Annotated in this window: 15 protein-coding genes; 9 read left to right on the top strand and 6 right to left on the bottom strand. The window is 54.1% G+C overall.

What is annotated here, in order from left to right:
* Positions 1-56: 56 nt before the first annotated feature.
* From IPM50_08655 to IPM50_08645, 3 genes are read left to right on the top strand one after another with little or no spacing between them, the layout of a single operon-like run.
* Positions 57-1,094: a glycosyltransferase family 9 protein gene (locus IPM50_08655; GenBank protein ID QQS31756.1), complete on the top strand. Its 1,038-nt coding sequence runs from the start codon at positions 57-59 to the stop codon at positions 1,092-1,094.
* Positions 1,087-1,629 (top strand): isoprenylcysteine carboxylmethyltransferase family protein, encoded by a 543-nt coding sequence (locus IPM50_08650; GenBank protein ID QQS31755.1) that lies wholly within the window; start codon positions 1,087-1,089, stop codon positions 1,627-1,629. The genes IPM50_08655 and IPM50_08650 overlap by 8 nt, the downstream gene beginning before the upstream one ends.
* Positions 1,630-1,633: 4 nt before the next feature.
* Complete coding sequence (locus tag IPM50_08645) at positions 1,634-2,437, top strand: DUF3108 domain-containing protein (GenBank protein ID QQS31754.1); 804 nt, start codon at positions 1,634-1,636, stop codon at positions 2,435-2,437.
* Positions 2,438-2,439: 2 nt separating this feature from the next.
* On the opposite strand, the gene serS is transcribed toward IPM50_08645, so the two are convergent.
* The gene (gene serS, locus IPM50_08640) at positions 2,440-3,726 is read right to left on the bottom strand and encodes a serine--tRNA ligase (GenBank protein QQS31753.1); all 1,287 of its coding nucleotides are present in this window, start codon (positions 3,724-3,726) and stop codon (positions 2,440-2,442) included.
* A gap of 120 nt (positions 3,727-3,846) precedes the next feature.
* On the opposite strand from serS, the gene galU reads away from it, so the two are divergent.
* Positions 3,847-4,716: a UTP--glucose-1-phosphate uridylyltransferase GalU gene (gene galU / locus IPM50_08635; GenBank protein ID QQS31752.1), complete on the top strand. Its 870-nt coding sequence runs from the start codon at positions 3,847-3,849 to the stop codon at positions 4,714-4,716.
* Here the strand turns inward: galU and IPM50_08630 are convergent.
* Positions 4,713-5,867: an MFS transporter gene (locus IPM50_08630; protein ID QQS31751.1), complete on the bottom strand. Its 1,155-nt coding sequence runs from the start codon at positions 5,865-5,867 to the stop codon at positions 4,713-4,715. The genes galU and IPM50_08630 overlap by 4 nt on opposite strands.
* A 131-nt stretch (positions 5,868-5,998) precedes the next feature.
* Between IPM50_08630 and ribB the strand changes: the two genes are divergently transcribed.
* The 3 genes from ribB to IPM50_08615 all read left to right on the top strand — a co-directional run bounded on the left by ribB (position 5,999) and on the right by IPM50_08615 (position 15,546).
* Entirely contained in the window at positions 5,999-7,126 is a 1,128-nt protein-coding gene (ribB, locus tag IPM50_08625) for a 3,4-dihydroxy-2-butanone-4-phosphate synthase (protein QQS31750.1), read from the top strand.
* A gap of 21 nt (positions 7,127-7,147) precedes the next feature.
* A complete protein-coding gene (locus IPM50_08620) occupies positions 7,148-12,235 on the top strand; it encodes a translocation/assembly module TamB domain-containing protein (GenBank protein QQS31749.1) in 5,088 nt (1,695 codons plus the stop codon).
* Positions 12,236-12,309: 74 nt separating this feature from the next.
* Entirely contained in the window at positions 12,310-15,546 is a 3,237-nt protein-coding gene (locus tag IPM50_08615) for a BamA/TamA family outer membrane protein (protein ID QQS31748.1), read from the top strand.
* Between the two features lie 7 nt (positions 15,547-15,553).
* On the opposite strand, the gene IPM50_08610 is transcribed toward IPM50_08615, so the two are convergent.
* Positions 15,554-17,506, bottom strand: a complete 1,953-nt coding sequence (locus IPM50_08610) for a diguanylate cyclase (GenBank protein ID QQS31747.1) — start codon at positions 17,504-17,506, stop codon at positions 15,554-15,556.
* Positions 17,507-17,732: 226 nt separating this feature from the next.
* Complete coding sequence (locus IPM50_08605) at positions 17,733-17,939, bottom strand: hypothetical protein (protein ID QQS31746.1); 207 nt, start codon at positions 17,937-17,939, stop codon at positions 17,733-17,735.
* Between the two features lie 141 nt (positions 17,940-18,080).
* Here IPM50_08605 and IPM50_08600 point away from each other — a divergent pair, with 141 nt between their 5' ends.
* Positions 18,081-19,019 carry a carbohydrate kinase family protein gene (locus tag IPM50_08600; protein ID QQS31745.1) on the top strand — a complete coding sequence of 313 codons (939 nt, stop codon included), beginning with the start codon at positions 18,081-18,083 and terminating at the stop codon, positions 19,017-19,019.
* Positions 19,020-19,133: 114 nt separating this feature from the next.
* A complete protein-coding gene (locus IPM50_08595) occupies positions 19,134-20,351 on the top strand; it encodes a GGDEF domain-containing protein (GenBank protein ID QQS31744.1) in 1,218 nt (405 codons plus the stop codon).
* Positions 20,352-20,425: 74 nt separating this feature from the next.
* Here IPM50_08595 and IPM50_08590 read toward each other — a convergent pair whose 3' ends face one another.
* On the bottom strand, positions 20,426-21,091 hold the full coding sequence (locus tag IPM50_08590) for a dienelactone hydrolase family protein (protein QQS31743.1): 666 nt from the start codon (positions 21,089-21,091) through the stop codon (positions 20,426-20,428).
* A gap of 86 nt (positions 21,092-21,177) precedes the next feature.
* A complete protein-coding gene (locus IPM50_08585) occupies positions 21,178-23,514 on the bottom strand; it encodes a TonB-dependent receptor (protein ID QQS31742.1) in 2,337 nt (778 codons plus the stop codon).
* Positions 23,515-23,642: the final 128 nt, after the last annotated feature.

The following is a 23,642-nucleotide window of genomic DNA, read 5'->3' as shown; positions in this document are numbered from 1 at the left end:
CGGCGTCTTGTAAACCTGCGTATAATCTAATTCGTTGGTTTTATTTGATACGTTCCTTGCGAATACTTTTCATCAAGCTCAGTTCGATCGGCGACATCGTACACACCCTGCCCGCGCTTGCGGCGGTTCGGCGGCGCATGCCCGATGCGCACATAGCATGGGCGGTCGATTCGCGATATGCAGAGATATTGCGGGGAAATGAGCTGATCGACGACCTAATAGAACTGGACACACGCTCGCTCGCGGGCGGGAAAACGATCGAGGGAATTCTGCTCGATGTCACCTCACAGCTTAACCGCGTCCGCAAGGCAAAATTCGATGTTACGCTCGACTTTCAGGGACTCTGGAAATCAGCATTCGTAGGCAAATTCTCGGGTGCGAAGGAACGCTGGGGTTTCAGTAAAGATGCTTTGCGTGAGCCTTCTAGCCGTATGCTGCTGACGCATACAGCAAATGTTGACGACGGCATACATGTCATCAGAAAGAACCTCGAGCTTGCGAGTCAGGCCCTCAAGTTCTACATCGCAGACGAAGAACCGTCATTTCCGATATTTACTGCACAGGCAAACGTCGCCGAAGCCGAGGCGATCGCGGCGAAAGCAGGGGGGAAATTCGCGATCTTGAATCCCGGCGGCGGCTGGGTGACCAAGCTGTGGCCAGCTGAGAATTTTGGTGCGCTTGCGGCGATGCTGAGGTCTGAACTGGGAATTGTCTCTGTCATCACATCGGGCCCCGGTGACGCGGAGCTCGCAAAGAGCGCGGCGGCGGCTGACAATACAAAAACCGCGATCATCGCCGAGCCGAGTCTGAAAGCTCTTTACGAACTCGCAAAAAGGGCGTCAGTTTACATCGGCGGCGATACAGGACCGACGCACATCGCGGCTGCCGCCGGCACGCGTGCCGTCGGGCTTTTCGGTCCTACAGAATGGTGGCGTAATGGGACGCTGAATCAAAAAGACATTTGCGTAGAAAGAAGCGACATCGGCTGTCGTGTAAACTGTCATCGTCGTACCTGCGATAAATGGATATGCATGGATATCAGCGTTGAGACAGTTTTCGATGCCGTGAAGGCAAGGTTGGCTTCGGATGAATAAACGAATTCTCCAACGCATTCGCGTACCGCTCGGTTTTGCATTCGCGGCGGTTTTTCTTTATTTCGCAAAACCGACGGCGATGACGCTGGTTATAGGTTCTGCCGTTGCCGTCGTAGGACTAGCGATCAGGGCGTGGGCATCGGGACATATTCGCAAGGCGAAGGTCCTAGCTGTCTCAGGGCCCTACGCATTTACACGCAATCCGCTCTATGTCGGCAGCCTTTTGATGGGCGTAGGATTTACTGTTGCTGCGGGAGTTTGGTGGCTGACACTGCTGTTCGCGGTCCTATTCATCGGCATCTATTTGCCCGTAATGCGCGTCGAAGCAGAGGATATGCTGAGGATATTCGGTGCAGAATATGAGGAATACGCCGATAATGTCCCGATGTTAATTCCGCGACCATCGCCGTGGAAAAGTTCTGATGTCGGATTCGATTTTCAGCTATACTTGCAATATCGCGAGTACCGAGCGGCTCTCGGCGTTGCAGGTGCGATAGCCATCCTTGCTGTAAAAGCAGTGGTTTGGCCCCAGTGAATTGGTGAGACAAAGTATCTCAAAAACTTACGTTCTTCTTGTTCTGCTGCTTTTCGGCGGTATTGCCTCCGCGCAGCCGAAGCAGACGGCTCCTATGTCGCCGGCGGCGAGGTTTGCGGGAGAGAAACTCGTTTATGAGGGCAAGGTCAGCCGGCTGAAGATCAGCATCTCGGTCGCCGAATTGACCTTTACATCCAAGACGAACGATCGGGGTGAACTGATCATTCAAACCGAAGCTGTTTCAAAAGGAACTCTGCTGAGGCTTTTCCGATTTAGCTTTCTACAGCAATACGAATCATTTGTTGACCCCAATTTTCGCATAACGCGCACTTTGAAACATGACGTCCAAAAACAGCGTGTTCGTGACAGCGAGGCAGTGTTCGATTACAACGACCAGAAGGTAACCTACGTCGAAACCGATCCCAAAACACCAACACGCCCGCCGCGGCGAATTGCAAGCGAGATACCTGCACAGATGAACGACATGGTCTCGGCCATCTATTTTCTTCGTGCTCAGGAAATAAAAGTAGGCATGCGTTTTGACGTGCCCGTCAGTGACTCGGGCCTTGTTTATAATGTCCCTGTGGTAGTGGCGGCACGGGAACGACAAAAAACGGCGATCGGAGAGAAATGGTGCTTTCGTATCGAGCCGGAAATTTTCGGCAAGGGCCGTTTGATCGAGCAAAAAGGCAAAATGACCCTTTGGCTTGCCGATGACGCCTTTCTGACGCCGGTCCGATCTGTTATCAATTCGGAGCTCGGAAAGATCGAGGTAAAGGTCAGATCTGCAACACCGCCGAGCCGATAATTCTACTTTTCCATCTTTGTCAGCCCGTTCATGAACGGCCGCAGGGCCGCGGGAATGGTCACACTTCCATCTTCTTCCTGATAATTTTCCAGGATGGCTAACCACGTTCTTCCGACTGCCAATCCGCTGCCGTTCAGCGTATGAACATATTCGGGCTTTGCTCCGCCGGCCCGCCGAAATCTAGTGTTCATTCGCCTTGCCTGGAAGTCACCGCAGTTCGAGCAGCTTGAGATCTCGCGATAGGTATTCTGCGAAGGCACCCAAACTTCGATGTCGTAGGTCTTTCTCGCACCGAATCCCATATCGCCGGTCGAAAGAACGACGGTGCGATAGGGAAGTTCGAGCAGCTGAAGGATCTTTTCGGCATTTGCCGTAAGCTTCACGTGCTCTTCCTCGGAGGTCTCCGGCGTGCAGATCTTGACCAGTTCGACCTTTTCAAATTGATGCTGCCGTATCAGCCCGCGGGTATCACGGCCATAGCTGCCCGCCTCAGAACGAAAACAAGGCGTGTAGGCTGTGTAGTATTTCGGCAATTCTGAAGCATCGAGGATCTCGTCCGAATGATAATTGGTCACCGGAACCTCGGCCGTCGGTATGAGGGCAAAGCCACGCTCATCGGTCGTGTGAAAAAGGTCCTCTTCAAACTTCGGCAGCTGATTCGTGCCGAAAAGTGATTTGCGGTTGACGAGAAACGGCGGGAGCGTCTCGGTATAACCGTGCTCTTCGGTATGGACCGCAAGCATGAAATTGACCAACGCCCGTTCCATACGCGCCCCCAAACCGTTCAGGATTGCAAACCGCGAGCCGGCGATCTTCGATGCTCGTTCGAGGTCCAAAATGCCGAGGCCGGTGCCTATATCGACATGGTCTTTTACCGCAAAATCAAATTGACGAGGCGTTCCGACTCGGCGGATCTCAAGATTTGCCGTCTCGTCCGCTCCGACAGGAACATCAGCAGCAGGCAGATTCGGCAGTCCGGCCAGCAGATCGTTCATCGCCGTAACGGCGTCATCGCGGCGTTTTTCGAGCTCTGCCTGGCGTTCTTTCAGGTCGGCGACCTCGGCCTTCAGTTTTTCTGCGGCATCGCGGTCGCCTGCTTTCATCAGGTCGCCGATCTCTTTGCTCGCCGCGTTGCGTTTCTGGTTGATCGCGTCAGCTTCACCGATCACAGCTTTCCGTTCGGCATCCAGCTCCGAAAAACGATCGAGCGAATCGATAGGGAAATTGCGGGTTCCCAACGCCTTTTTTACCTCTTCCAGGTTCTCTCTGACAAGATTTATATCTAACATCTCAAAATGTATCTACAATGTAATTACGGCTAATAGGTTGTTTCGATGACCTCAATAACCTAAAATCTTCATCGGCTCAGATAGACGACGGTCCGAAGCGTCGAATTTATCAAAATTGATATGGCAAAGAAAATTCGCAAGGCAGTTTTCCCTGCGGCAGGTCTAGGCACTCGCTTTCTGCCTGCGACAAAAGCGTCTCCAAAAGAAATGCTTCCGCTCGTGGACAAACCGCTCATTCAATATGCGGTCGAGGAGTCCGTCGCCAGCGGTATTTCTTCAGTGCTGATCATCACGGGCCGCGATAAGACGGCGATCGAGAATCATTTTGACATCTCGTTCGAGATGGAAAGCCTGTTAAAGACGAAGGGAAAGGACGATCTGCTGGACGAGGTTCGGCAGATCTCGAACCTTGCGAGGATCAGCTACACGCGGCAAAAAGAAGCGCTCGGCCTCGGCCACGCGATATTGCAGGCGGAGGATTATGTGGGCGATGAGCCTTTCGCGGCATTGCTCGCAGACGACGTCGTCGATGCCGAGATCCCCGCTTTGCGGCAGATGATCGACGCCTACGAACGTTTCGACGCGCCTGTGATCGCGACCATGCAGGTCGAGGGCGAGGCGATCTCGCGTTTTGGCGTCATCGACGCCGAAGAGGTCGAGCCTAATGTTTACAAGATCAACGACATGGTCGAAAAACCGCCCTTTGCCGAGGCGCCGTCGGACCTGGCTATCATCGGCCGCTACATTTTCACGCCTGATATCTTTGACGCGATCAAAGAGACAAAGGCGGGAGCCGGCGGCGAGATACAGATCACGGACGCGATGCGCATTCTGATGCGAAAGCGGCCATTTTATGCCGTCAAACTTCAAGGGCGCCGCCACGATGCAGGCGACAAACTGGGATTTCTGATCGCGACCGTTGAATATGCGATGAAACGAGATGACCTCGGCCCGGCATTTCGTGAGTATCTAAAGACCCTTCCTATCTAGATTTTCATTCCGTCGTGTGCGCCTGTCCGCAGCACCAGGAGCGTCTGAATTACGATCAGAACCGCTGAAAAGACGCCGAGGACGAGCATGCCGAACCAGAGCCCGCCGGCGGCGTCTGAAACGAAGCCAACGAGCCATGTCGAAAGGGCGGCTCCAATGGTGCCGGCGACAAAAAGGGGAGTTGCCCGCCGCGTCGCTTCGGGACCGAATGTCTTTGAGAATCGCGAGATGTTCGTCGGGAACAACCATGACGTGCCGAATCCGGCCAACGCCGCACCGGTCCCGAGCAGAGCAACAGAGTCAGCAGATAATGCCAGGACCATTCCCGCCGCGACGATAAAAAGCCCAAGAAAAAGCATCTTGTTGTCGTCCAGAAACCGGAATAAGATCGGTGCCGCCCCGCGGCCGATGACGAACAGAAGAAAGTAGAAAAGCGTCGGCGACAGCCAGCCAGCCGGCATTTCACCGGGCAGACGGCCTGCATATGTCGTCAGCCAGCCGCCCATACCGCTTTCGAATCCGACGTGAACCAAATTGAAGGCGGCGATCGCCCATGCGACCGGATGCCGCCAGATCGGCGTGCTGTTTGAGTCGGCTGTTTCCATCGGGCTGTGTGATCTGGACTGCACAGCAGTAAAGATCAAGAGAATAGTGGTAACAGCGATGGCAACGGTCAGAAATAACGCGGTGCCGACAAAGTTGGTTTCGCTGCTGAAAGCGTCGACGAACGGTTTGCATACTATCGCTCCCAGGCCCCAAAAGAAGTTGAGAAAACTCAGCGCGGGACCCGACCTTTCGGGATTTAATTCCACGACCACCATATTGATCGACGGCAGCGTCAACCCTACGCCGAGCCCTAAGATAAAAAAGCCGGAAAGGCATGCTGCATACGATTCGATAGTCAGAAGCAAGATGCCCAGGCAGAAGCAAAAGCCGCCGGTGACGACAGCGTTCTTGTGATCATTTCGCTGTGCGAAGCGGCCTGAAACCAGCGTTCCGATGATGGACCCCGAAAACTGTGCCGGAAAGAAGAACCCGGCGTACAGATCGTTCAATCCGAAACTCCTCGAAAGGATCGGCAGCACCTGCCCGATCAGCACCGTGGCGATGCCGGATAGAAAGAACATTAGGTGCAGCAGCGGCTTCAGCATACGAAATGACAATTGTGCCAATTATGGGCATCATTTCGAAGCCGTAATGTGATTTATTCGCTTAAATTGCGGCGATTCGATAAAATCAATCAGGATAAAAAACTGCGTTTCGTACACAGCAGGAAGAACAAATGCCGCTTTCTTCAATAGAGGACGCCGCACGCGACATCCGCGATGGGCGAATGATCATCATTGTCGATGACGAGGACCGTGAGAACGAGGGCGACCTCGTCTGTGCGGCCGAAAAGGTTACGCCTGAAATGATCAATTTCATGGCTGTCCATGGCCGCGGACTGATATGCTTGCCGATGACCGAGGAACGCTGCGACTTTTTGCAGCTTTCGCCGCAGGCGGCCGAGAATACGTCGAGTTTTGGAACCGCCTTTACGACCTCGATCGAAGCACGTGTGGGCGTAACGACCGGCATTTCGGCGGCAGACCGTGCAAAAACGATACTGACCGCTGTAGATCCCGATTCGCAGCCGTCGGACCTGGCAAGGCCCGGACATGTTTTCCCTTTGCGTGCCCGTGACGGAGGCGTCCTTGTCCGCGCCGGACAGACCGAAGCGAGCGTAGATATGGCCCGAATAGCCGGCCTCACCCCGGCTGCGGTCATCTGCGAGATAATGAATGACGACGGCACGATGGCCAGAATGCCGGAACTGGAAGCTTTCGCAGGTAAACACGGCTTAAAGATCATCTCTGTTGCGGATCTTGTTCGATACCGTATCCAAAAGGAAACTCTTGTTCGTCGTGCCGTGGAAACGCCGCTGCCGACGCGGTACGGTACCTTCAATGCGGTGCTGTTCGAGAATATTACGAACGGCGAAACGCATCTGGCACTGACGCTCGGGGATGTTTCGGGGACAACGGAGCCCACATTCGTTCGCGTCCAAACCGAGAATGTGACGTTCGCAATGTTCGGTGCCACGCTGGGCGAGGCGTCGGCGGCAATTGAGGCATCGCTGCGAATGATCTCAGAAGCAGGACGCGGCGTAATTCTGTATATGCGTCAACGCGAGAACAGCCTCGACCTGCAGGATCAGCTTCGGACGTACGGCGTGATGCAGGAAAGAGGCATTGATATGCAGGCCGCACGGACGGAGACCGGCTATGGAAAGGTGCACGATCACGGCATCGGAGCGCAGATCCTGAAAGACCTCGGCGTTAGCCGAATACGTCTGATATCAAATCATCCGCCGCGGGTTTCGGCGTTGGATGCGTTCGGCCTCGAGATCGTGGAAACGGTCGGTTTCTGACCTATAAATGTTGGCTTGCCTATGTCGGAAAATGACATCGACATACCTGAAAACGACGTTGTCGCCGACGAACCAGACCGCAAGCGCGGCCGTTGGCAGCTCGTCGCTCTCGGCGCTCTCATCGCAGGTGTTCTTGCCGGCATAATCATTCTGATCCTCTTCCAGACAGGTGCTGTGGACAACATGGCACGGACGCGTTTTACAAATGCGATGGCCGAGATGGGCATTGCATTTGAAGCAGAGGCTTTTCGGATCGGGCTAACGCCGACCGAGATCGAGTTTCGAAATGCGACGTTTCGCGACAAACTGACCGGCGAAAAGCTGTTCTTCGTGCGCGAGGGAATGATGCGCATGACCATCCTCGAAGCATTGTCATTAAACACACGCCGCGATGTAAATATTGACTCGCTTGAGCTTACGGGACTGGAAGCGTGGGTTCGTTTTGATGAGAACGGCCGATCCAACTTTGCGAACCTTCGTTTGCCCGACGACGATCCGTCCGCCCGTCTTTCTTTCAAATTCACCTCTTCCAACGTGGTCATTACTGAAAGCGTAGTGTATTTCGGAGACGAGGCAAGAAATATCTCGGCGACTGGCCGCGATCTGATCCTGTTGGTCGAGCCGCAGGAAACCGCCGCAGGAGGCGACGATCGAAATTACAAGATCTCGCTCCGCTCCGCAAATTCTACGTTTGTTTATGACGGCAGAGCGGTTAACGACGTGACCGTTTCTGCGGAGGCGATGGCCCACTCGGGCGGCGCCGATATTTCGCGTTTCGAACTGACCACGCCGATCGGCTCGACGTCGATCTCAGGAACGATCCGCAACTGGGAAAAGCCCACGTACGATCTGGACGTCACTTCGACGGTCAATCTTGCACAGGCTAACGAGATCCTCGTTACCGGAACGACGCTCGCCGGAGTAGGCAATTTCACTGGCAAGATCTCGGGCGAGGGCGAGACATACCGCATTGATGGCGAGATAATGTCCGATTCGCTAACGGCCGCCGGCGTTACGCTCAGGGGAATGAACGTAAACGCTAACGCTACTATCCGCGATTCGGCGTATGAGGCGAACGGGACGGCGCTCGCCCGAATGCTTACATTCGAAGATTTCACGGTCAATTTTCTAAAGCTGGCCGGCAACGTCCGCGGCACAGGCTACGATTTCAATTGGATCGGCGAACTCGAGGCGGCCGCCGCAAGGTCGCCCAATATGTCTATCGCTTCGCTTTTCCTTAGCGATGCACGTGCCGAATACAAAGACAGGCAGCTGCGTCTGGGTGCAGGCAGCGGCCGTGCCGGTAAATTCACGTTAGCGGACGCACGGTTTTCGGACCTTCGGGCACGAGGGCTCTCGTTTTCGGTAAAGGACGATTCAACCTTGATAACGGCACCGTCCGCGCAGACGGCAGTGTTTGAGACCGACGAATACAAACTGCAGAACGTCACCGGATCGAATGTCCGCGTTTTTCATAAGAATGGGTTTACCGATGTTGACCTCGACGGCCTGCGTGCCTCATCCGCAGAGCTTGAAGGAAACCGGGCCAGCAATCTCAGCGTGGCAACATTTCGGTTTCGCGATGAGCCCTCGGTTACAAATATTCGTGCCGAACGTATCTTTGCGGACAATCTTTTCATTGCTGCAGCACGCGTTGACCGCCTTGAAATTCCCGCTATTGATATGCAGAACACACGCGAAGGACTGACCGTCTATGCCGATAAGGCTCGCGTGGCAAAGATCGACGCAGACGCGGCCGTTTTCGGCAGCATGAACATAGGCGGCGTTCGCCTTACGGTTCGCAGAGGTACGCTGCAGGTGACCACAAATGATATTGATGCGGGTACAGTGGCAGTAACCCGTTCGGAGACGTTTCCGGAGGGCGGTGAGCTTCGCAATGTGAGATTTGGCCGGCCGATCTACACGCTTGAGCCGTCCGGCCGATATCGGGCCTCGGCCGATATGACGCTCGGCGGAGGCCTTGTCGGCGATATCGATCTCGGCACCGGCAAAGCAAAGATCGTCGCTACTAACGGATCGGTCGCGATCAACGATATAGACGCCGAGATCATGGGCGGACGGTTAGAGGCAGATGCGGCCATCGCCGTTACATCACGGGATCGTTCAGCGATAAAGGGCAGATTCGAGAACCTCGATGCGTCAAAATTGTTGGCACTGTTGACCGGTTCGGTGATACCGGTGGAAGGAAATACTGACGGGACTGTTGACCTGACCTTTGCGGGCCGTGACGGGAAGTCGATATCAGGTACCGTGAACGCTGATATAGAGGCAAGTGCCGGATCGGCCGATCGAGGCTTGGTTCCTATGGAAGGTAAGCTCGATCTGAATGCGGATAACGGGCTCTTTACCGTTAATACTGCATATTTCCGTACGGCGGACAGCCTTATGGTCGCTGATGGCCGAGTCGATATCCGTGACAACAACACGCGTCTCGACCTGCGGCTTTCGTCAACCAATGCCGCCGAAGTAGAACGCATCGTCCGCGTGACCGGCCTTGCCCCTGCCCTTGAAGAACAGCTTGATTCGCTGCATATATCGGCCCGCGGGCGAATGGACCTTAACGCATTGATCGAGGGCCGCATCAGCGATCCATCAGCATCAGGCAAGGCCATGTTCGCGGATGTGACGATGCGCGGGCGGCAGATCGGAACGGTCACGGCAGACTATGTTCTTTCGCCGGAGGCATTCAATGTCACGAATGGATTGCTTCGTGAGTCGACCGGCGGTTCGGCGACGTTCAGCGTGAAGGTTCCACGCACCGGCGAGAACAACATCGCGGTAACCGCGGACCTCAAGGGCGTCAATGCCGGCAACCTGCTTGCCGCCTTGCCGTTTGAACTTCCTGAGCGGATCAGCGACCTGCGCGGGGCGGCGACCGGGAGCGTAAAGCTGGAGGGGCTGCCCGATGCGGCAAAAGGTTCGATAGACATCGCGGCCGCGAACGGCACAATTGCCGGACAAAATTTCGATTCGCTTAAGGTGAACGCAAGTTTCGAAGGCATGCGGATCGACCTAACGGCAGGCGAGATAGCCCTCGGGAGCGGCAAACTCGGCGTAAAAGGAAACTATGACCGCGCGACCGAGAAGTTCGATCTCGAGATCGACGCGAACGCCGTGCCTGTTCCGCTGGTCCTGGCGGTGCTGCCGAGAAATGACAGTATTCCGGACATCACGGGCCGCGTTGACGGAAAGGGCAGTGCAAAGGGCACGTATGGGAATAAACGTTCCTACGAGGTCACGTTCAATGGACGCATTCCTTCGATTGAGGTCGGCGGCGAAGCCATCGGCGGTGCCGATATCGCGATAAGCACAAAAGACGGCAAGTTGTTCGCAAATGTGAATGCGGACCTCAGCGGCCGGCCGCAGGTAGTTGCAGCGGAGATCGATCTGAACAATGAATCTCTGCCTTTCACCGCGGTCACGGAATTCGACAACAGTCCGATCGCCCCGTTCCTGGCATTCATTCCGCAACTGAAAGACCTCGGGATCACGGGAACGGCGACGGGCCGCGTCGAATACAAAGGCAACATTGCGGCACGCAACGACAAAGGTGAGATCGTGTATTCTGCAGACGCTCTTGAAGGAACGGCAAACTTCACACAACTGGCACTGCTGATACGAGATACGCCGCTTAATGCGGTCGAGCCGATCAACATCACTTTCAATACACGCGAGCTGAACGTCGGTAAAGCCCGATTTTCCGGGGGCGGCTCGAATATGGCTATAGCGGGGACAAAGGCCCTGAGCGAAACGGCCATCAACAACCTTGCGATCGAAGGCCGCGTCAATCTGAATTTGGTCAATCTTTTTGTCAAAGATACGTTCTTTGCTGGCTATGCCGATACTAAGATCACTCTGATCGGGCCGAACAGGACCGCAAAGATCTCCGGAACAGCCGACATCGTAAACGGCTCCGTGGCATCGTTCATCGGGTCCGACAGATTCACGGCTGACCGCATCAAGGGCCGCCTGATCTTTACATCCGATCAAGTGGAGCTTGAATCGGCGACAGGTTATCTCGGCGGCGGAAAATTCACTGCCTCGGGCGGCGGCATTTTGGAAGGGCTCTCAGTAAAGGCTTACAGGCTGTCTCTCGTAGGTGACGGCATTACGGTCCCGCTGCCGAAGGATTTCATTACCACCGGTGACGCAAATCTCGAGATAACCGGCATCCGTCGAAGAACGGATGCTCCGATCGAAACAACGATAGCCGGACGCGTATTCGCACAGCGGAGCCTGTATTCGCGGGACATTGACCTTGCCAACGTGGTCGGCGGGCGGCGTGACCCCGTGCTGTCGGGCGGAGGTTCTGCGGGTGCGATCCGTTTCGACCTGATCATCGAAGGACGCGACGCATTGGTCGTCCGAAATAATATCGCCGATCTTACGGCGTCGGTATCCCTCGTACTGACCGGAGATGCCGAAAATCCGATCTTAGCAGGAAGGATCACGGCAAACAGCGGCACTATACTCTTCCGAAAAGACCGTTATGAGGTTCAGCGGGGAGTTCTCGAATTTCCGCCGAACAGGGGGATCGATCCCGTCATCAACCTTCAGGCCGAATCGACCATCGCGGGCTATCAGGTGTATGTCAACCTATCAGGGCCGCTGAAAGAAACGGAGCTTCTGGTCGCTAACGTGCGTTCCAGCCCGGCGCTTCCGCAGGCTGACGTTGTTTCTCTGATAACGACCGGTACACTGGCGAACACGGCCGGCGGCATACCGACCCTGGCACAGACCGGCATCAACACGGCGGCTGAGGTCATTGCCGATTCGATCATCAACACTCCCGTTCGAAAGGCGACCGACAAGCTTTTCGGGCTCAATGTTTTTGAGATAGACCCGATAATCTCGGGGCGTCAGGCAAACCCGGCCGCCAGGCTGACGGTCGGACGTCAGATAAATAACAATTTGCGTGTGACCTATTCGACGAACCTATCGCAGGACCAGAATCAGGTGCTGGCTTTCGAATACAGGGTCTCCAATCGTCTGTCATTTGTCGCTCAATACGAACAGAGATCGCTGACAAATGTTACGCGCAATCGCGACAATTTTAGTTTTGAGGTGCGGCTGAGAAAAAGGTTTTGATTCTGCGGCGTGACATTCGAGCTTTGACTCACTTCGTTCCCATTAGGGTGCGCGGTCTTCGATGCGCGGTCGTATTGGCGTTCTTTTTCGCAGCGGTCCTGCCGCTCGCTGCACAAGAATCGTTGGACGGCCGGACGGTCTCGTCGGTTACGATACGTATCGACGGCGGCGACGACCCGTCACTTCGCGATGACCTGCAGAGCGTAGTTTCGGGACTTGTGGGCACGCAATACTCAGCACCGGCGATCCGCGAATCGGTCGAAGCTCTTTACAGGCGGCGGCCGATAGATCATGTTCGAGCACTCGCTTCAATAGATACGGGCGGCGGTGCGGAGGTAATATTTGTGGTCAAGCCGAAAGCCCGTGCCGGCAGAGTCACGGTCAGTGTCGAACCTCATGTCGGCGATCAAGTAACTGAACAAGAGATACTTTTCAAGCTGAATCTGCTGCGTCCCGGGACCGCCGTCACCGAGCAACTGCTGCAGTCGAATGCCACTCAGATCCTCGAATATTTGCGTGATCGGGGCTTTTACAGGTCGGATGTAAAATACTCAAGAAATCCGGCAAGACAGCTTTCTGACGAAGACATCGAGTTTCGTGTAAAGCCGGGGACCCAATCACGTATCGATACGTTTGCGGTTGAAATTGAGGGCTATGAGAAGCCATTACCTGTGAGGCTTTTGAAACTCACAAAGGGCGAGGCTTTCTCGCGTCAAAAGTTATCTTCGGACGTTGAGAGGCTTCGCGATCATCTGAAAAAGGAGGGATTTCTTGCGCCGCGGCTGAATGATCCCAGAATAGTTTACGATCCGGACACCGATCTGATATCCGTTACTCTCTCCGGCAGAGTCGGTCCCTCTGTCAACATCGAGATCGAGACCGACAAGGTGCGTGAGGCATCGGGTTCGGAAGAGCGTCTGCTGCCTGTCAGCCGCGAAGGAACTCTCGATTACGCTGCCATAATCGAAGGCGAAAGGCGGTTAGAAAACTATTATCAGGAACGCGGCTATTTCTTTGTTGATGTGGTCCCGGTATGTTCTGTCGATCCGCCGCTCGCAGATGCCGACGGGGTTGCGGTGCCGAATGAAAGTGAATTCTTGTGCTCCTTCCTGGGAAGCGAGGACCTTCTTGGCCGAAAAGTAGCGGTCAGGTACAGAACAGATCTGGGCCGGCGGTTAACGCTTGACCGTATTCAGATACGCGGGACGAAGGTCATTACCATCGACGACGTCAGGGGTGTCTTGGGTTCGCAGGAGGCAAACTTCCTCGGCTTTCTCCCGCTTTTCGGCTATGGTCGGGGTTTCACCAGCACAGTTCTATTAGAGGACGACGCTGCGACTTTGAGTTCGTTGATGTTCGAACTCGGATACCGCGAGGCACAGGTACGCGTCCTGCAGGGCGTCTCGCCCGACGGCGATTCCTTGATAATTACGTTCCAGATAGAAGACGGCCCGGCAACGGTGGTTGACAGTTTTGAGATCGTCGGGAACACGGTCTTTTCGGACGATGAACTAAAGTCAGAGCTTCCGGAGATCGTAGGGAAGAACCTCTCTCGTGCAAGGAACCGCAACTCCGTTCAAAAGATCACCGAGTACTATGCCTCCTGCGGTTACTTTGATGTACGCGTGACCAGCTCTTTGCAGGAAGACATGGACGATGCCGCGACCGACGAAAAAGAGGTAAAGGTAATATTCCGCGTCGAGAACGAAGGGAAGCAGGTTCGTATCGGAAGAGTGTACGTTACCGGAAATGAACGGACACGATCGAAGGCGATCATTGATTCTCTCACTTTTAAAGAGGGAGAGCTGCTTCGATCATCGGACATCTATTCAAGTGAACAGAACCTCTACTCGACCGATGCATTCGAACGGGTAGAGGTCACGCCGCGGCCTGCGGGCGAGGTAGACGCAACTTCGCGTGTGTCTGATGTAGTGGTCGACGTCGCAGAACAGAAACCGAGAGTGCTTGCATATGGAGGCGGTTTTTCGACGGATGTCGGCCTCAGCGGGTTTTTCGACCTTCGTCATTCCAATCTATTCGGCAGGCTTTGGCAAGGCGGAGCGAGGCTCCGCGTCAGCCAACGTCAGCAGCTCGCACAAGTCGATTTTACCAATCCGCGATTTCTGCTGGACGGCAAGAAACGTTTTGCACCGCTTACATTCACGGCGCTTTACCAGCGAGACACGACGGTCACCCGGTTCTTCAGATCGGCATTCGACAAAGGCACTTTCGGCATTGTGCAGCGTTTGGACGAGGAAGGAAATCCCATCGACGAGTTTGGTAACCGAACAGGAAGCCCGACGATCAACCGTCTTGCGTTCTTTGCGGAAACGAATCGCACAATTAGCCTGAAGAGCCGAAGCATTCTTTTTCTACGGTATCGTTTTGAGGATGTTCGGCTGTTCAATATCAGCAGCCTTCTGGTCAAGGACCTGCTGATACCCGACAGAAAAACACGAATTTCCGGATTCGGCGCGACCTACGTTCGCGACACGCGTCGAAACTGTGTGATCAAATATACGATCCTTGAGATCATCGCAAAGGGAGACCCAACTGAGCCATGTCGGTACAACGCAAGCGACCCGACCAACGGTTTTTACATCACCGCTGATTACAACGTTTCGCTGCCGGAACTCGGCGCGAACATCGGGTTCAATAAGTTCCAAGCGGGTGTCAACTATTTCTATACCATCCGGGCAGCAAAGAATACGACATTGGCGGCCCGCGGACTGCTTGGCGTTGCGAATGTTTTCAGCAATGCGAACCGCTTTACGGATCCGCAGTTTACCGCTCTGAACGGCCTTCTGCCGATAAGCGAACGCTTCTTTGCCGGCGGGGCGAATACGCTTCGAGGGTTTGATTTTGAGGAGGCAGGCCCCCGCGTCGTCATAATTCCGCAGGGGATATTTCGAAACAGCAACGGCGAACCTGTCACGCTCGATCCGTTTACAATTCCTTTCGGCGGTAATGCGCTGGTGGTCATGAATCTTGAAGCAAGAATACAGGTCTCAAACTCAGTCAGAGCGGTGCCATTTTATGACGGCGGAAACGTATTCCGCCAGCCTTCCGATATTTTCCGCAGGCCTGAGGTGCCGCCGGGCGATATAGTCAGGACGAACCAGCGTGCGGTTTGGACACACTCCGTGGGTTTGGGGTTACGTTTGAAAACGCCGGTAGGCGGGGAATTTGGTGTGGACTATGGCTATTTGCTCAATCCGCCGCGATTCCTGATACCGCAGGCCGTGCCGCCGCCCGCAAACTTCATTCTGAAGAAAAGCCAGATCCATTTCCGTTTCTCGCAGGCATTCTAGCGGCTGTTCAACTCACCAGTACATGTGTCTCATCCAGTTCAACGATAAGGCTTTGGTTCGGATCATCCGGCATCGGCGGCTCTGAATGGTGTGTGTCAAGGATCGGTTCTGCGGAGATCAGCATTCCCGCGGCCGCTTTTCGTTCCATCTTCCGAAGATACATCGCTTTGTCCGCTGCGATAATGAGCTGGTCGAACGTGCTGCCGTGCCGCGGATATCCCGCGCTTCCCAAACTGACGCCTACGGACGCTTTTGACTTTCCGACAACCAATTCAAATTGCCTGACGGCCTTCTCAATACGTTCGCAGAGTTCATCAACGTTATTATTCGCAGCTTCGGGAACCAGTGCGACAAACTCATCCCCGCCGTATCGAGCGAGAAAGTCGTAGTCGCGCAGCTGTTCTTTAATGACCGAACTGACCTCTTTCAACATTTTGTCGCCGAACTTATGTCCGAGGTTGTCGTTGACGGTCTTGAATCCGTCAAGGTCAAGCATGAGCAATTGGAAACTCGAACCGGCCCGTGTAGCTCTCGCGACCTCCTTTTCAAACTGTTCCTGAAGGCTCCGCGCATTCGGCAGTCCTGTCAGCGGGTCGGTCATCGCGTGCATCTTCGCTTCGCTGTGTTCGAGCGATTTGTCGATCGCATCAGCCGCTATGCGCGAGATCGTGTCCAGTAGCCGCAGATGTTCTTCCGCATAAGATTTCAGTTCCCGTGAGTAGATGGTCACGGCACCGATGATCTCCTCGCCTGAGATAAGCGGAACCGAGGCGAGGGTACCGTACAGTTGAGTAAGGTCCGGTCGGGTCGTATAAAAATCGAGATCGGGGTCGACATTCGCAACGGTCTCCATATTCTTAAGTGCAAAACCCGTTGCACCTTTGCCGACCTTGACCTGCATCTTCAATATCCGTTTCGCGTTGAGTCCCTCGACGTGTGCCGCCGAGGCCGATTCTTTGTCATCATTGAGCAGGAAAAGGGCACAGGTATCGAACGGAACGAACTCCCTCAGCTTTCGCGAAAAAAGCTGCAGCGTTTGCTGCGGTGTAACCGTAATACTGAATTCCCGGGCAAGCTCATATAAATTGAAGACCTCGCGGTTTGCCCTTTTTATCTGTTCGACGAACTCGTCGTCTTTCGATTTGGGGACATTTCCCGGAGCGTCATCGTACGCCAGCCCGCTCTGTGCGATATCGTCCTCAAGTGCCGAAAGATGCCGCAGCAGGACAGCCACGATCTGAGGATCGAACCTGGTGCCGGCTTCTGCCTGCATTATCTGGCGGGCTTTTTCACGTGACATCGCGGGCCTGTACGGACGTGTTCCGCGCAAGGTGTCATAAGCGTCAGCGACGGTCAGGATCCGGGCTGTCAGCGGTATCGCTTCGCCCTTCAAACCGTCGGGATAGCCGGAGCCGTCCCAACATTCGTGATGGTATTTGACCGTTGGAACCACCGGCACATCAAAGCCGATCTTCTCGAGAATAGATGCTCCAACGACCGAATGTATCTTTGTTTTCTCCAGCTCAGCCGGCGTGAGTTTGCCGGGTTTGTTCAGGATATGGTCCGGGACCGCCAGTTTGCCGATATCATGAAGCAATGCACCTGTCCTCAACGCCTCCATTTCTTCGGGAGAGACATTCATTAATCTTCCGAGTCCGAGGGAATAGATCTGAGCACGACGAACATGTCCGACGCTGATCTGGTCACGGGCATCAATGGCGGTTGCGAGTGCCTCAACCGTTGCCAGGTGTATCTCATTGGCACGTCCAAGTTGCGTGGTCTTTTCCGCCAGGATCTTTCGGTTCGCTGCGAATGACCATAATCCCAGAGCTCCAAGCGGGATGGTGATCAACAATGCGAGCCAGCCGAAAAAAAGAACGGCAAAACTGGACAGGATCAATACAGCGGCCGCAGAGCCTGCAAGTTCGGATGTGTTTTCTTTGATAATGCTGATTCCCATTACGATCAACTGAAGTCGGGAGAGACCGGGGCCGGCACAACGAGGGAGATGCGGCCTATTGGTCAAGATCAATTCTCGTGCCACTAATGCGGCACAACAGATTCCCTTCTAAATAACGGCTTTTTGATGGATCAAGAGGGAAAAGGAGAGTATTACGACGTGTCAAAAAGACGTGTTTCCCGGCGGAAACCTGTCAATCTGACCGAATTCGACGAATGCGATCTACTTAGGAGGCGTCGTCAAAATCGTAGCTGTCAAAGTCGTCGTTGAGACGGTCTTCGTCCTCTTCAGCACGGAGGTCGAGTTCTATCGGATCGAGGCCGACAACGACAAGCGAGGCTCCGCACTCTTCGCATTCCGCGATATCGCCTTGCTCGACTTCGGCATCGACATAAACTTCTTCATCACATTCCGGGCAAATAGAGGTAGGCATTATTGTAAGACTTCTCCGTGAAAGAAAGAAAAAATGACATGCAGCCTTGGCCAGACAGCTCACTGCAACGACAGTTATAAATCTAACCTTTGCGGGCTGAATTTGGCAAGACGGAAATTTGAGCGCGATACTTTCTATCGTATGAAACCCTTGTTCGAACTGCCGGCCGACCGCCGATACGATGTCGTTGGATGTGGTTCGAATGCAGTTGATAACATCATCGTTGTAGATTCCTATCCGAAATTCAACAGCAAGGAAGAGTTCATCTCCCATCAAAGACTGGCCGGCGGCGAAGCGGCATCAACCATGGTCGGGCTGAGCAGGCTTGGCCTGAGAACGGCGTACGCGGGGAGTTTCGGAGATGACGAAGAGGGAAAACTTGGTTTGAGCTCGCTTTCCGCAGAAGGTGTTGATGTTTCTTTCAGCCGTATTATCGAAAATGCCCGCACTCAATCAGCGTTCATAATCGTCGATAACAACAGCGGAGAAAGGACGATACTCTGGAAGCGGGAAGCATCACTAAATTTCCCTGCGGACGCGGTGCCCGTTGAACTTGCCGCTGAAGCAAGGGTCTTGCATCTCACACCGCACGATCTTGACGCAGCGGTGATGATGGCAGAAGCCGCACGTACGGCTAGTGCCATTGTAACGATTGATATCGATTCGCCGACTGGAGGCCATGAGTTGCTTCTGCCGCTTGTTGACGTCTGCATCGTTTCCGACAGTTTTCCATGTGCTGCATTCGGCGAAAGCGACCCCCAACGGGGACTCGAAGAGATAAGAGAAAAGTTTGGATGTACGATCGCAGGCATCACACTCGGAGCAAAAGGCTCTATGTTTTTGTGCGACGACGGGATCATCGAATCACCGGCATTTCCGGTGCCGGGCGGTTGTAAGGACACGACCGGTGCGGGCGACGCGTTTCGTGCAGGATTTATTTTTGGAATTGTCTCGGGTTATGACATCGCCGGATGTGCCAGGTCGGCGAATGCCGTTGCGGCATTGAAATGCCGCGGCATCGGGGCGCGCTCCTCGCTCCCAATTGCTAAAGAATTATCAACACTGTTGAAAAATGACTAGACATCGTTGTCATCCTTGCCGTAAGATTAAGAAGTGAGCTCCCGCACTCACCGCAAAGCTTCTGCTTTTCCTCCCGCCGCTCGTTAGAACGGCAGATATTTTTCTACAGGTGAAATGGACTCAAAGTTAGGCCTGATAATTCAGATCGCCGGCGTGGCTCTTATCACGCTCCTGACGCTGTTTCTGCGGCGTTCGATCAACGTGCCTGCTCTGCGCCATTGGACAAACGCCTGGCTTTTCCAATGTTTCGCACTATTCTGTCTTCGCCTTGCTTTTAGCTACGAGGAATACTCTCTGCAGCTCCTCGGATTTTTCTTTCTCTCTCAGTATATTTTCGGCTACCTGTTAGTGTTGGGCTGCCGAAGCCTCTCTCAAGACGGCAGGCAGGGCGTTCTCAGCGAGATATTTGTTCTTCCGTTCATATTGTTGGCATTTGGACTGCCATTTCTTGGGAATGAGCTGAACCTGGTGATCAATACTCACTCTCTTCTGGTCGCAGGGTTTTTTGCCGTAGCGTTTTCTACTCTTTGGAGGACCAAGCTAAAGACATTCGGCTGGAAAGTGATGCTCGTGGCCTTAGGGTTGCTGGTATTGGATTTTTCACACTATTTTGCGGATTATGCACTTCGAAACTACGCGGTCATAAGCGTCGGGCTTTCGGAATATAACTCCGTGGTCGACCTCGTTCTACAGATCCTGCTTGGCTTCGGTATGGTGATAGTCCTTCTCGAGCAGGTTCTTAACGATGCAAAGGTCGCTAACGAAAAGCTGAAAAAGGCGCATGAAAAGCTCGAGGAACTTGCACATATCGATCCACTGACCACGGCACTGAACCGTCATGCGTTCTACGGATATCTCAACCGAAAAGGGAACGAAGGCAAAGAACTGCACGGGTGTCTTGGATTTTTCGATATTGATGATCTGAAAGAGGTCAATGATCAGTTTGGGCATGCTGTCGGCGATGCGGTAATACGCAGCGTTGTCAGGGCAATTAGGGACTTGGTCCGAAGCGAAGATCTGATATTCCGTTGGGGCGGAGATGAGTTCTTTGTTTTGATGATCGGCATCAGCGCCGAGGCTGCAACCGTGCGGATGAGAAAGGTCGAGGAGATCCTGAAGGGCATTACAATCGACGGCGTTCCCTATCCGATGACAATTTGCGTATCGCACGCTTTCGAAAATTTCACTAGCCTTTCAGATATCGAGGACACCATACAAAAGGCGGATGCCGGAATGTACCGTGTAAAACAAACAAGGAAATTGAAGCAGGACGCTGAGGAGATCTCGGAGATCTTGGACGACCTATTCGAAGACATCGAGGTAGTTCGCTGAGTCAATCGAAATATTTGATAAAAGCCGGGCCGAAGATGATCGGGCCCGGCTTTTTCTATAGCATCAGCTCATGATCAGAGCCGATCCTTGAAATGTCCGGTCACCAGAGCCCATGCATCGCGGGCAGAGGTTTCGTCATAAACCTCAGGACGCGTGTCATTAAAGAACGCGTGATCGGCGTCGTACTTGGCCGATGTGACCGGAAGTTCGAATCGTGCCGCGGAATCTTCCAGTCCGGCTACCTTTTCGGGCGTGATCCATGCGTCTCGAGTTCCGGAAACAAAAATGGTGGGCACCGTCAGTTTTTCCAGAACGCTGTCATCAGGGATATCTCCATAGAAAGGAGCCGCGGCGCTGACTCCTTCAAGTTCGCATGCAGCACGCAACGCAAAAGTACCGCCCATACAATAGCCCGTGACGCCGAAATGCGTTATTCCGTAGGCGACTCTGGCCGCCTCGATGGCATGCCTGATAGTATCGAGGCCGTCTTCGACCGCAAGGCCGTGCATCAGCCGCGATGCCTCTTCGGGGTCTTTTGTCACCACTCCGCGATAGAGGTCAGGAGCGATACAGACGAAGCCTTCGTCCGCATAGCGGCCGGCGATATCTTTGACGTGGTCGTTCAGCCCCCACCATTCGTGGATCAGAATGACGGCCTTGTCGGTGTCGGCGTCGGGCATCGCAATATATGCGCTCGTAGCGCCATTAGCGGTGTCAAAAGTAAGCGTTTCAGTCCTCATAAAAAGCCTCCCGATATCATTTTCCTCAATTATAGAAAAGAAAAGGCCGCGAATCACGCGGCCCGTTCATAAGTATGAAGACCGTCCTAAAAGAACCTGACCGAATATCCAAATCGGAACCCGCGGCCGGGCTCGGGTATCAGATCCTTTATGAAGGAAAGATGGTTGCGATACAGCTTGTTGCCGAGATTCGTGGTCCCGGCAAAAAGCGTGTGGGCCGCGCGTCCGCGAAGTATAGTATACGATCCGTTGACGTTCACCAATGCGTAACTATCGGTTGCGGTTTCCAGCGGAAACACGTTGCCGAGCGTCCGCTTTGCCGTCAATTGCAGTTCGGGTCGGAGCGAAAGGCCTTTGTAACGCATTTCAGCACCAAAACGCATCCTCGCCGGTGTGATACGCGGCAGCCGAGTTCGGTTGTCGCGCAGCTCGGCTTTAACTGTGTCTGCATTTACAAATAGCGTCATCCACGAATTTACGTCAACATCCAGCGAGGCATCGGCGCCCGTAAATGAGGCATTTTCCTGATCAAATTCCGCGACCGGCAGATTGTCGTCCACGTCGATGCGTCCGTCGCCGTCACTGTCCACGTATTTCAGGAATACGAAATTGTCGATGCGATAGTGGAAAAAGCTGCTGTTCAAACGTACGCGTTTTGTGCGGTGGCGAAGACTGAATTCGACGCCGTTCGAACGCTCGCGGGCTAGGTTCTGGTTCCCTTCTTCATACGTGACGGTGCCGATATGCGGGCCGTCGTTGTAAAGCTCCTCGAGTGCCGGTGAGCGATATGAGCTGGTAAAGCTTGCAACGAAGGCACCGCCTTCCCAAAGGCGAAAACGTGCGGCCGCTGAGCCTGAGAAGCCTGTGAAGTTGCGTTTGAAGTATTCAGAAAGGTTTTCCGGCGAATAACGGTTCGTTTCGATGCGCCCGCCGAACTGCAGTGCGACGCGGTCAAAGTCAATTTCCTGCAGCCCGAACGCGGCGAAGTTGTTCTGGCGGACGCGGCCGTCGATCAGGGCCTCGGCTCCTTCGACGCGATAATTTCGGGTGAACCCCTCGAATCCGAACCGTCCCGAAAGCCGTTTGTATTTTGCCTGTTCGAAGAAACCGCGATAGGAAAAGGTGTCGTTGTAGAATCGCGTTTTGACCTCGTCGATGCCATCCTCCGTTTCAACTTCATTATGGCGATAACGTGTGTAGTTGACGGAAAAATTGCCGCGGCTGATGGCTCCGCCGACATCGCGGAAACCGCCCTTTAGTCGAAAATTGTGGCTTCGCATAGCGATGTCGATCTCTTCGTCCGGAGTTTCGGGAAGCTCATTCCGGAACCAACGCTGAATAGCGAACGGGTCGTATTGGCAATCACCTTTTCCTTTGCCGTCTGTCACGCAAGGGTCGCCATCGTCGTCCACGAGCAGCTTGCCCTCTTCGAAAAGTGCGGCATATGGAATGCCGTAACGTCGGCGGTCATAGCTGTACGAGCCGCTGAGAAATACTTTGTCGCCGAAATAGCCGAGGCTGCCGCCCGTGCCGAAAGAACGTGACGACGAATTCGGAATTCGGCCCAGCGGCGTTCTCATATCACCCTCGCGCATGCCGGTGCCGTGGCCTTTCAAAACCCATTTATCCCAACCGTATTCGACGCCTCCTGAGACAGAGCCTTGTCTGTTGTTGGTCCCGCCGAGCGTTGTGAAATAGCCGCGAAGTCCGGGATGCGGATCGTCCTCATCGGTAGTTACCGCATTGACAACGCCGCCGATCGCGTTCGAGCCGTAAAGCAGCGTTGCCGGGCCTTTAATGATCTCAAGCCGTTCCAGGCCGAGTGCATCCACAGGCTCGCCGTGATCGCCCGACTGAGAACCGACGGATCCGTTTCGCACACCGTCCTGAAGGACGAGAACACGATCGCCGTCAAAACCGCGGATCACGGGCCGCGAACTGCCGGGGCCGAACGAACGCTTTCCGACGCCGGCTTCCTTGTCCAATATCTCGCCGACCGACGTGCTTGCCTGTTCTGCGATACGCAAACTGCCGACAGCGTTGACGGACTTGACCGTCTCGAAGACCGATTCTTCGCTGCCTGTCGCTGATACAGTTACCTCCTCACGTATTGAGCCGATGCTCATCGCAAAGTCGACCTTTGTCAACGCATTGCCCGAAACTGTGACCGAGCGTGTCTGATCGGAGAATCCGTCCTTGTGCGTGATGACGGTGTAGCGGCCGTTCGGAACGTTTGTAAATTTATAACGTCCGTTAGCATCTGTTTCGACGCTGATCCTGAGCTGGCTGATCTGGACCGACACACCGCTTAGCGGCTGACCGTTGATCTGAGTGGTGATCGTCCCGCTGATGGAGCCGGTCTGTGCAAAAGCCGAAACGCAAGAAAGAAGGATAATTGCAAAAACACCCTTGATGGATCTCATAAGCTTCTGTTTCCTTTACGAGAACAAAAGCAAAATTTTACGCGGATATCTCCACCATGATCTTTCAATTCAATGAATGGCAAATTTGGGGGAATGAATGGTGCAAAAAACACGTCGCCAGCGTGAAA

This window comes from Acidobacteriota bacterium, assembly GCA_016700075.1.
GTDB lineage: Bacteria > Acidobacteriota > Blastocatellia > Pyrinomonadales > Pyrinomonadaceae > OLB17.
Note: the sequence above shows the minus strand (reverse complement) of the source record. Positions and strands in the feature narration are given on the sequence as shown.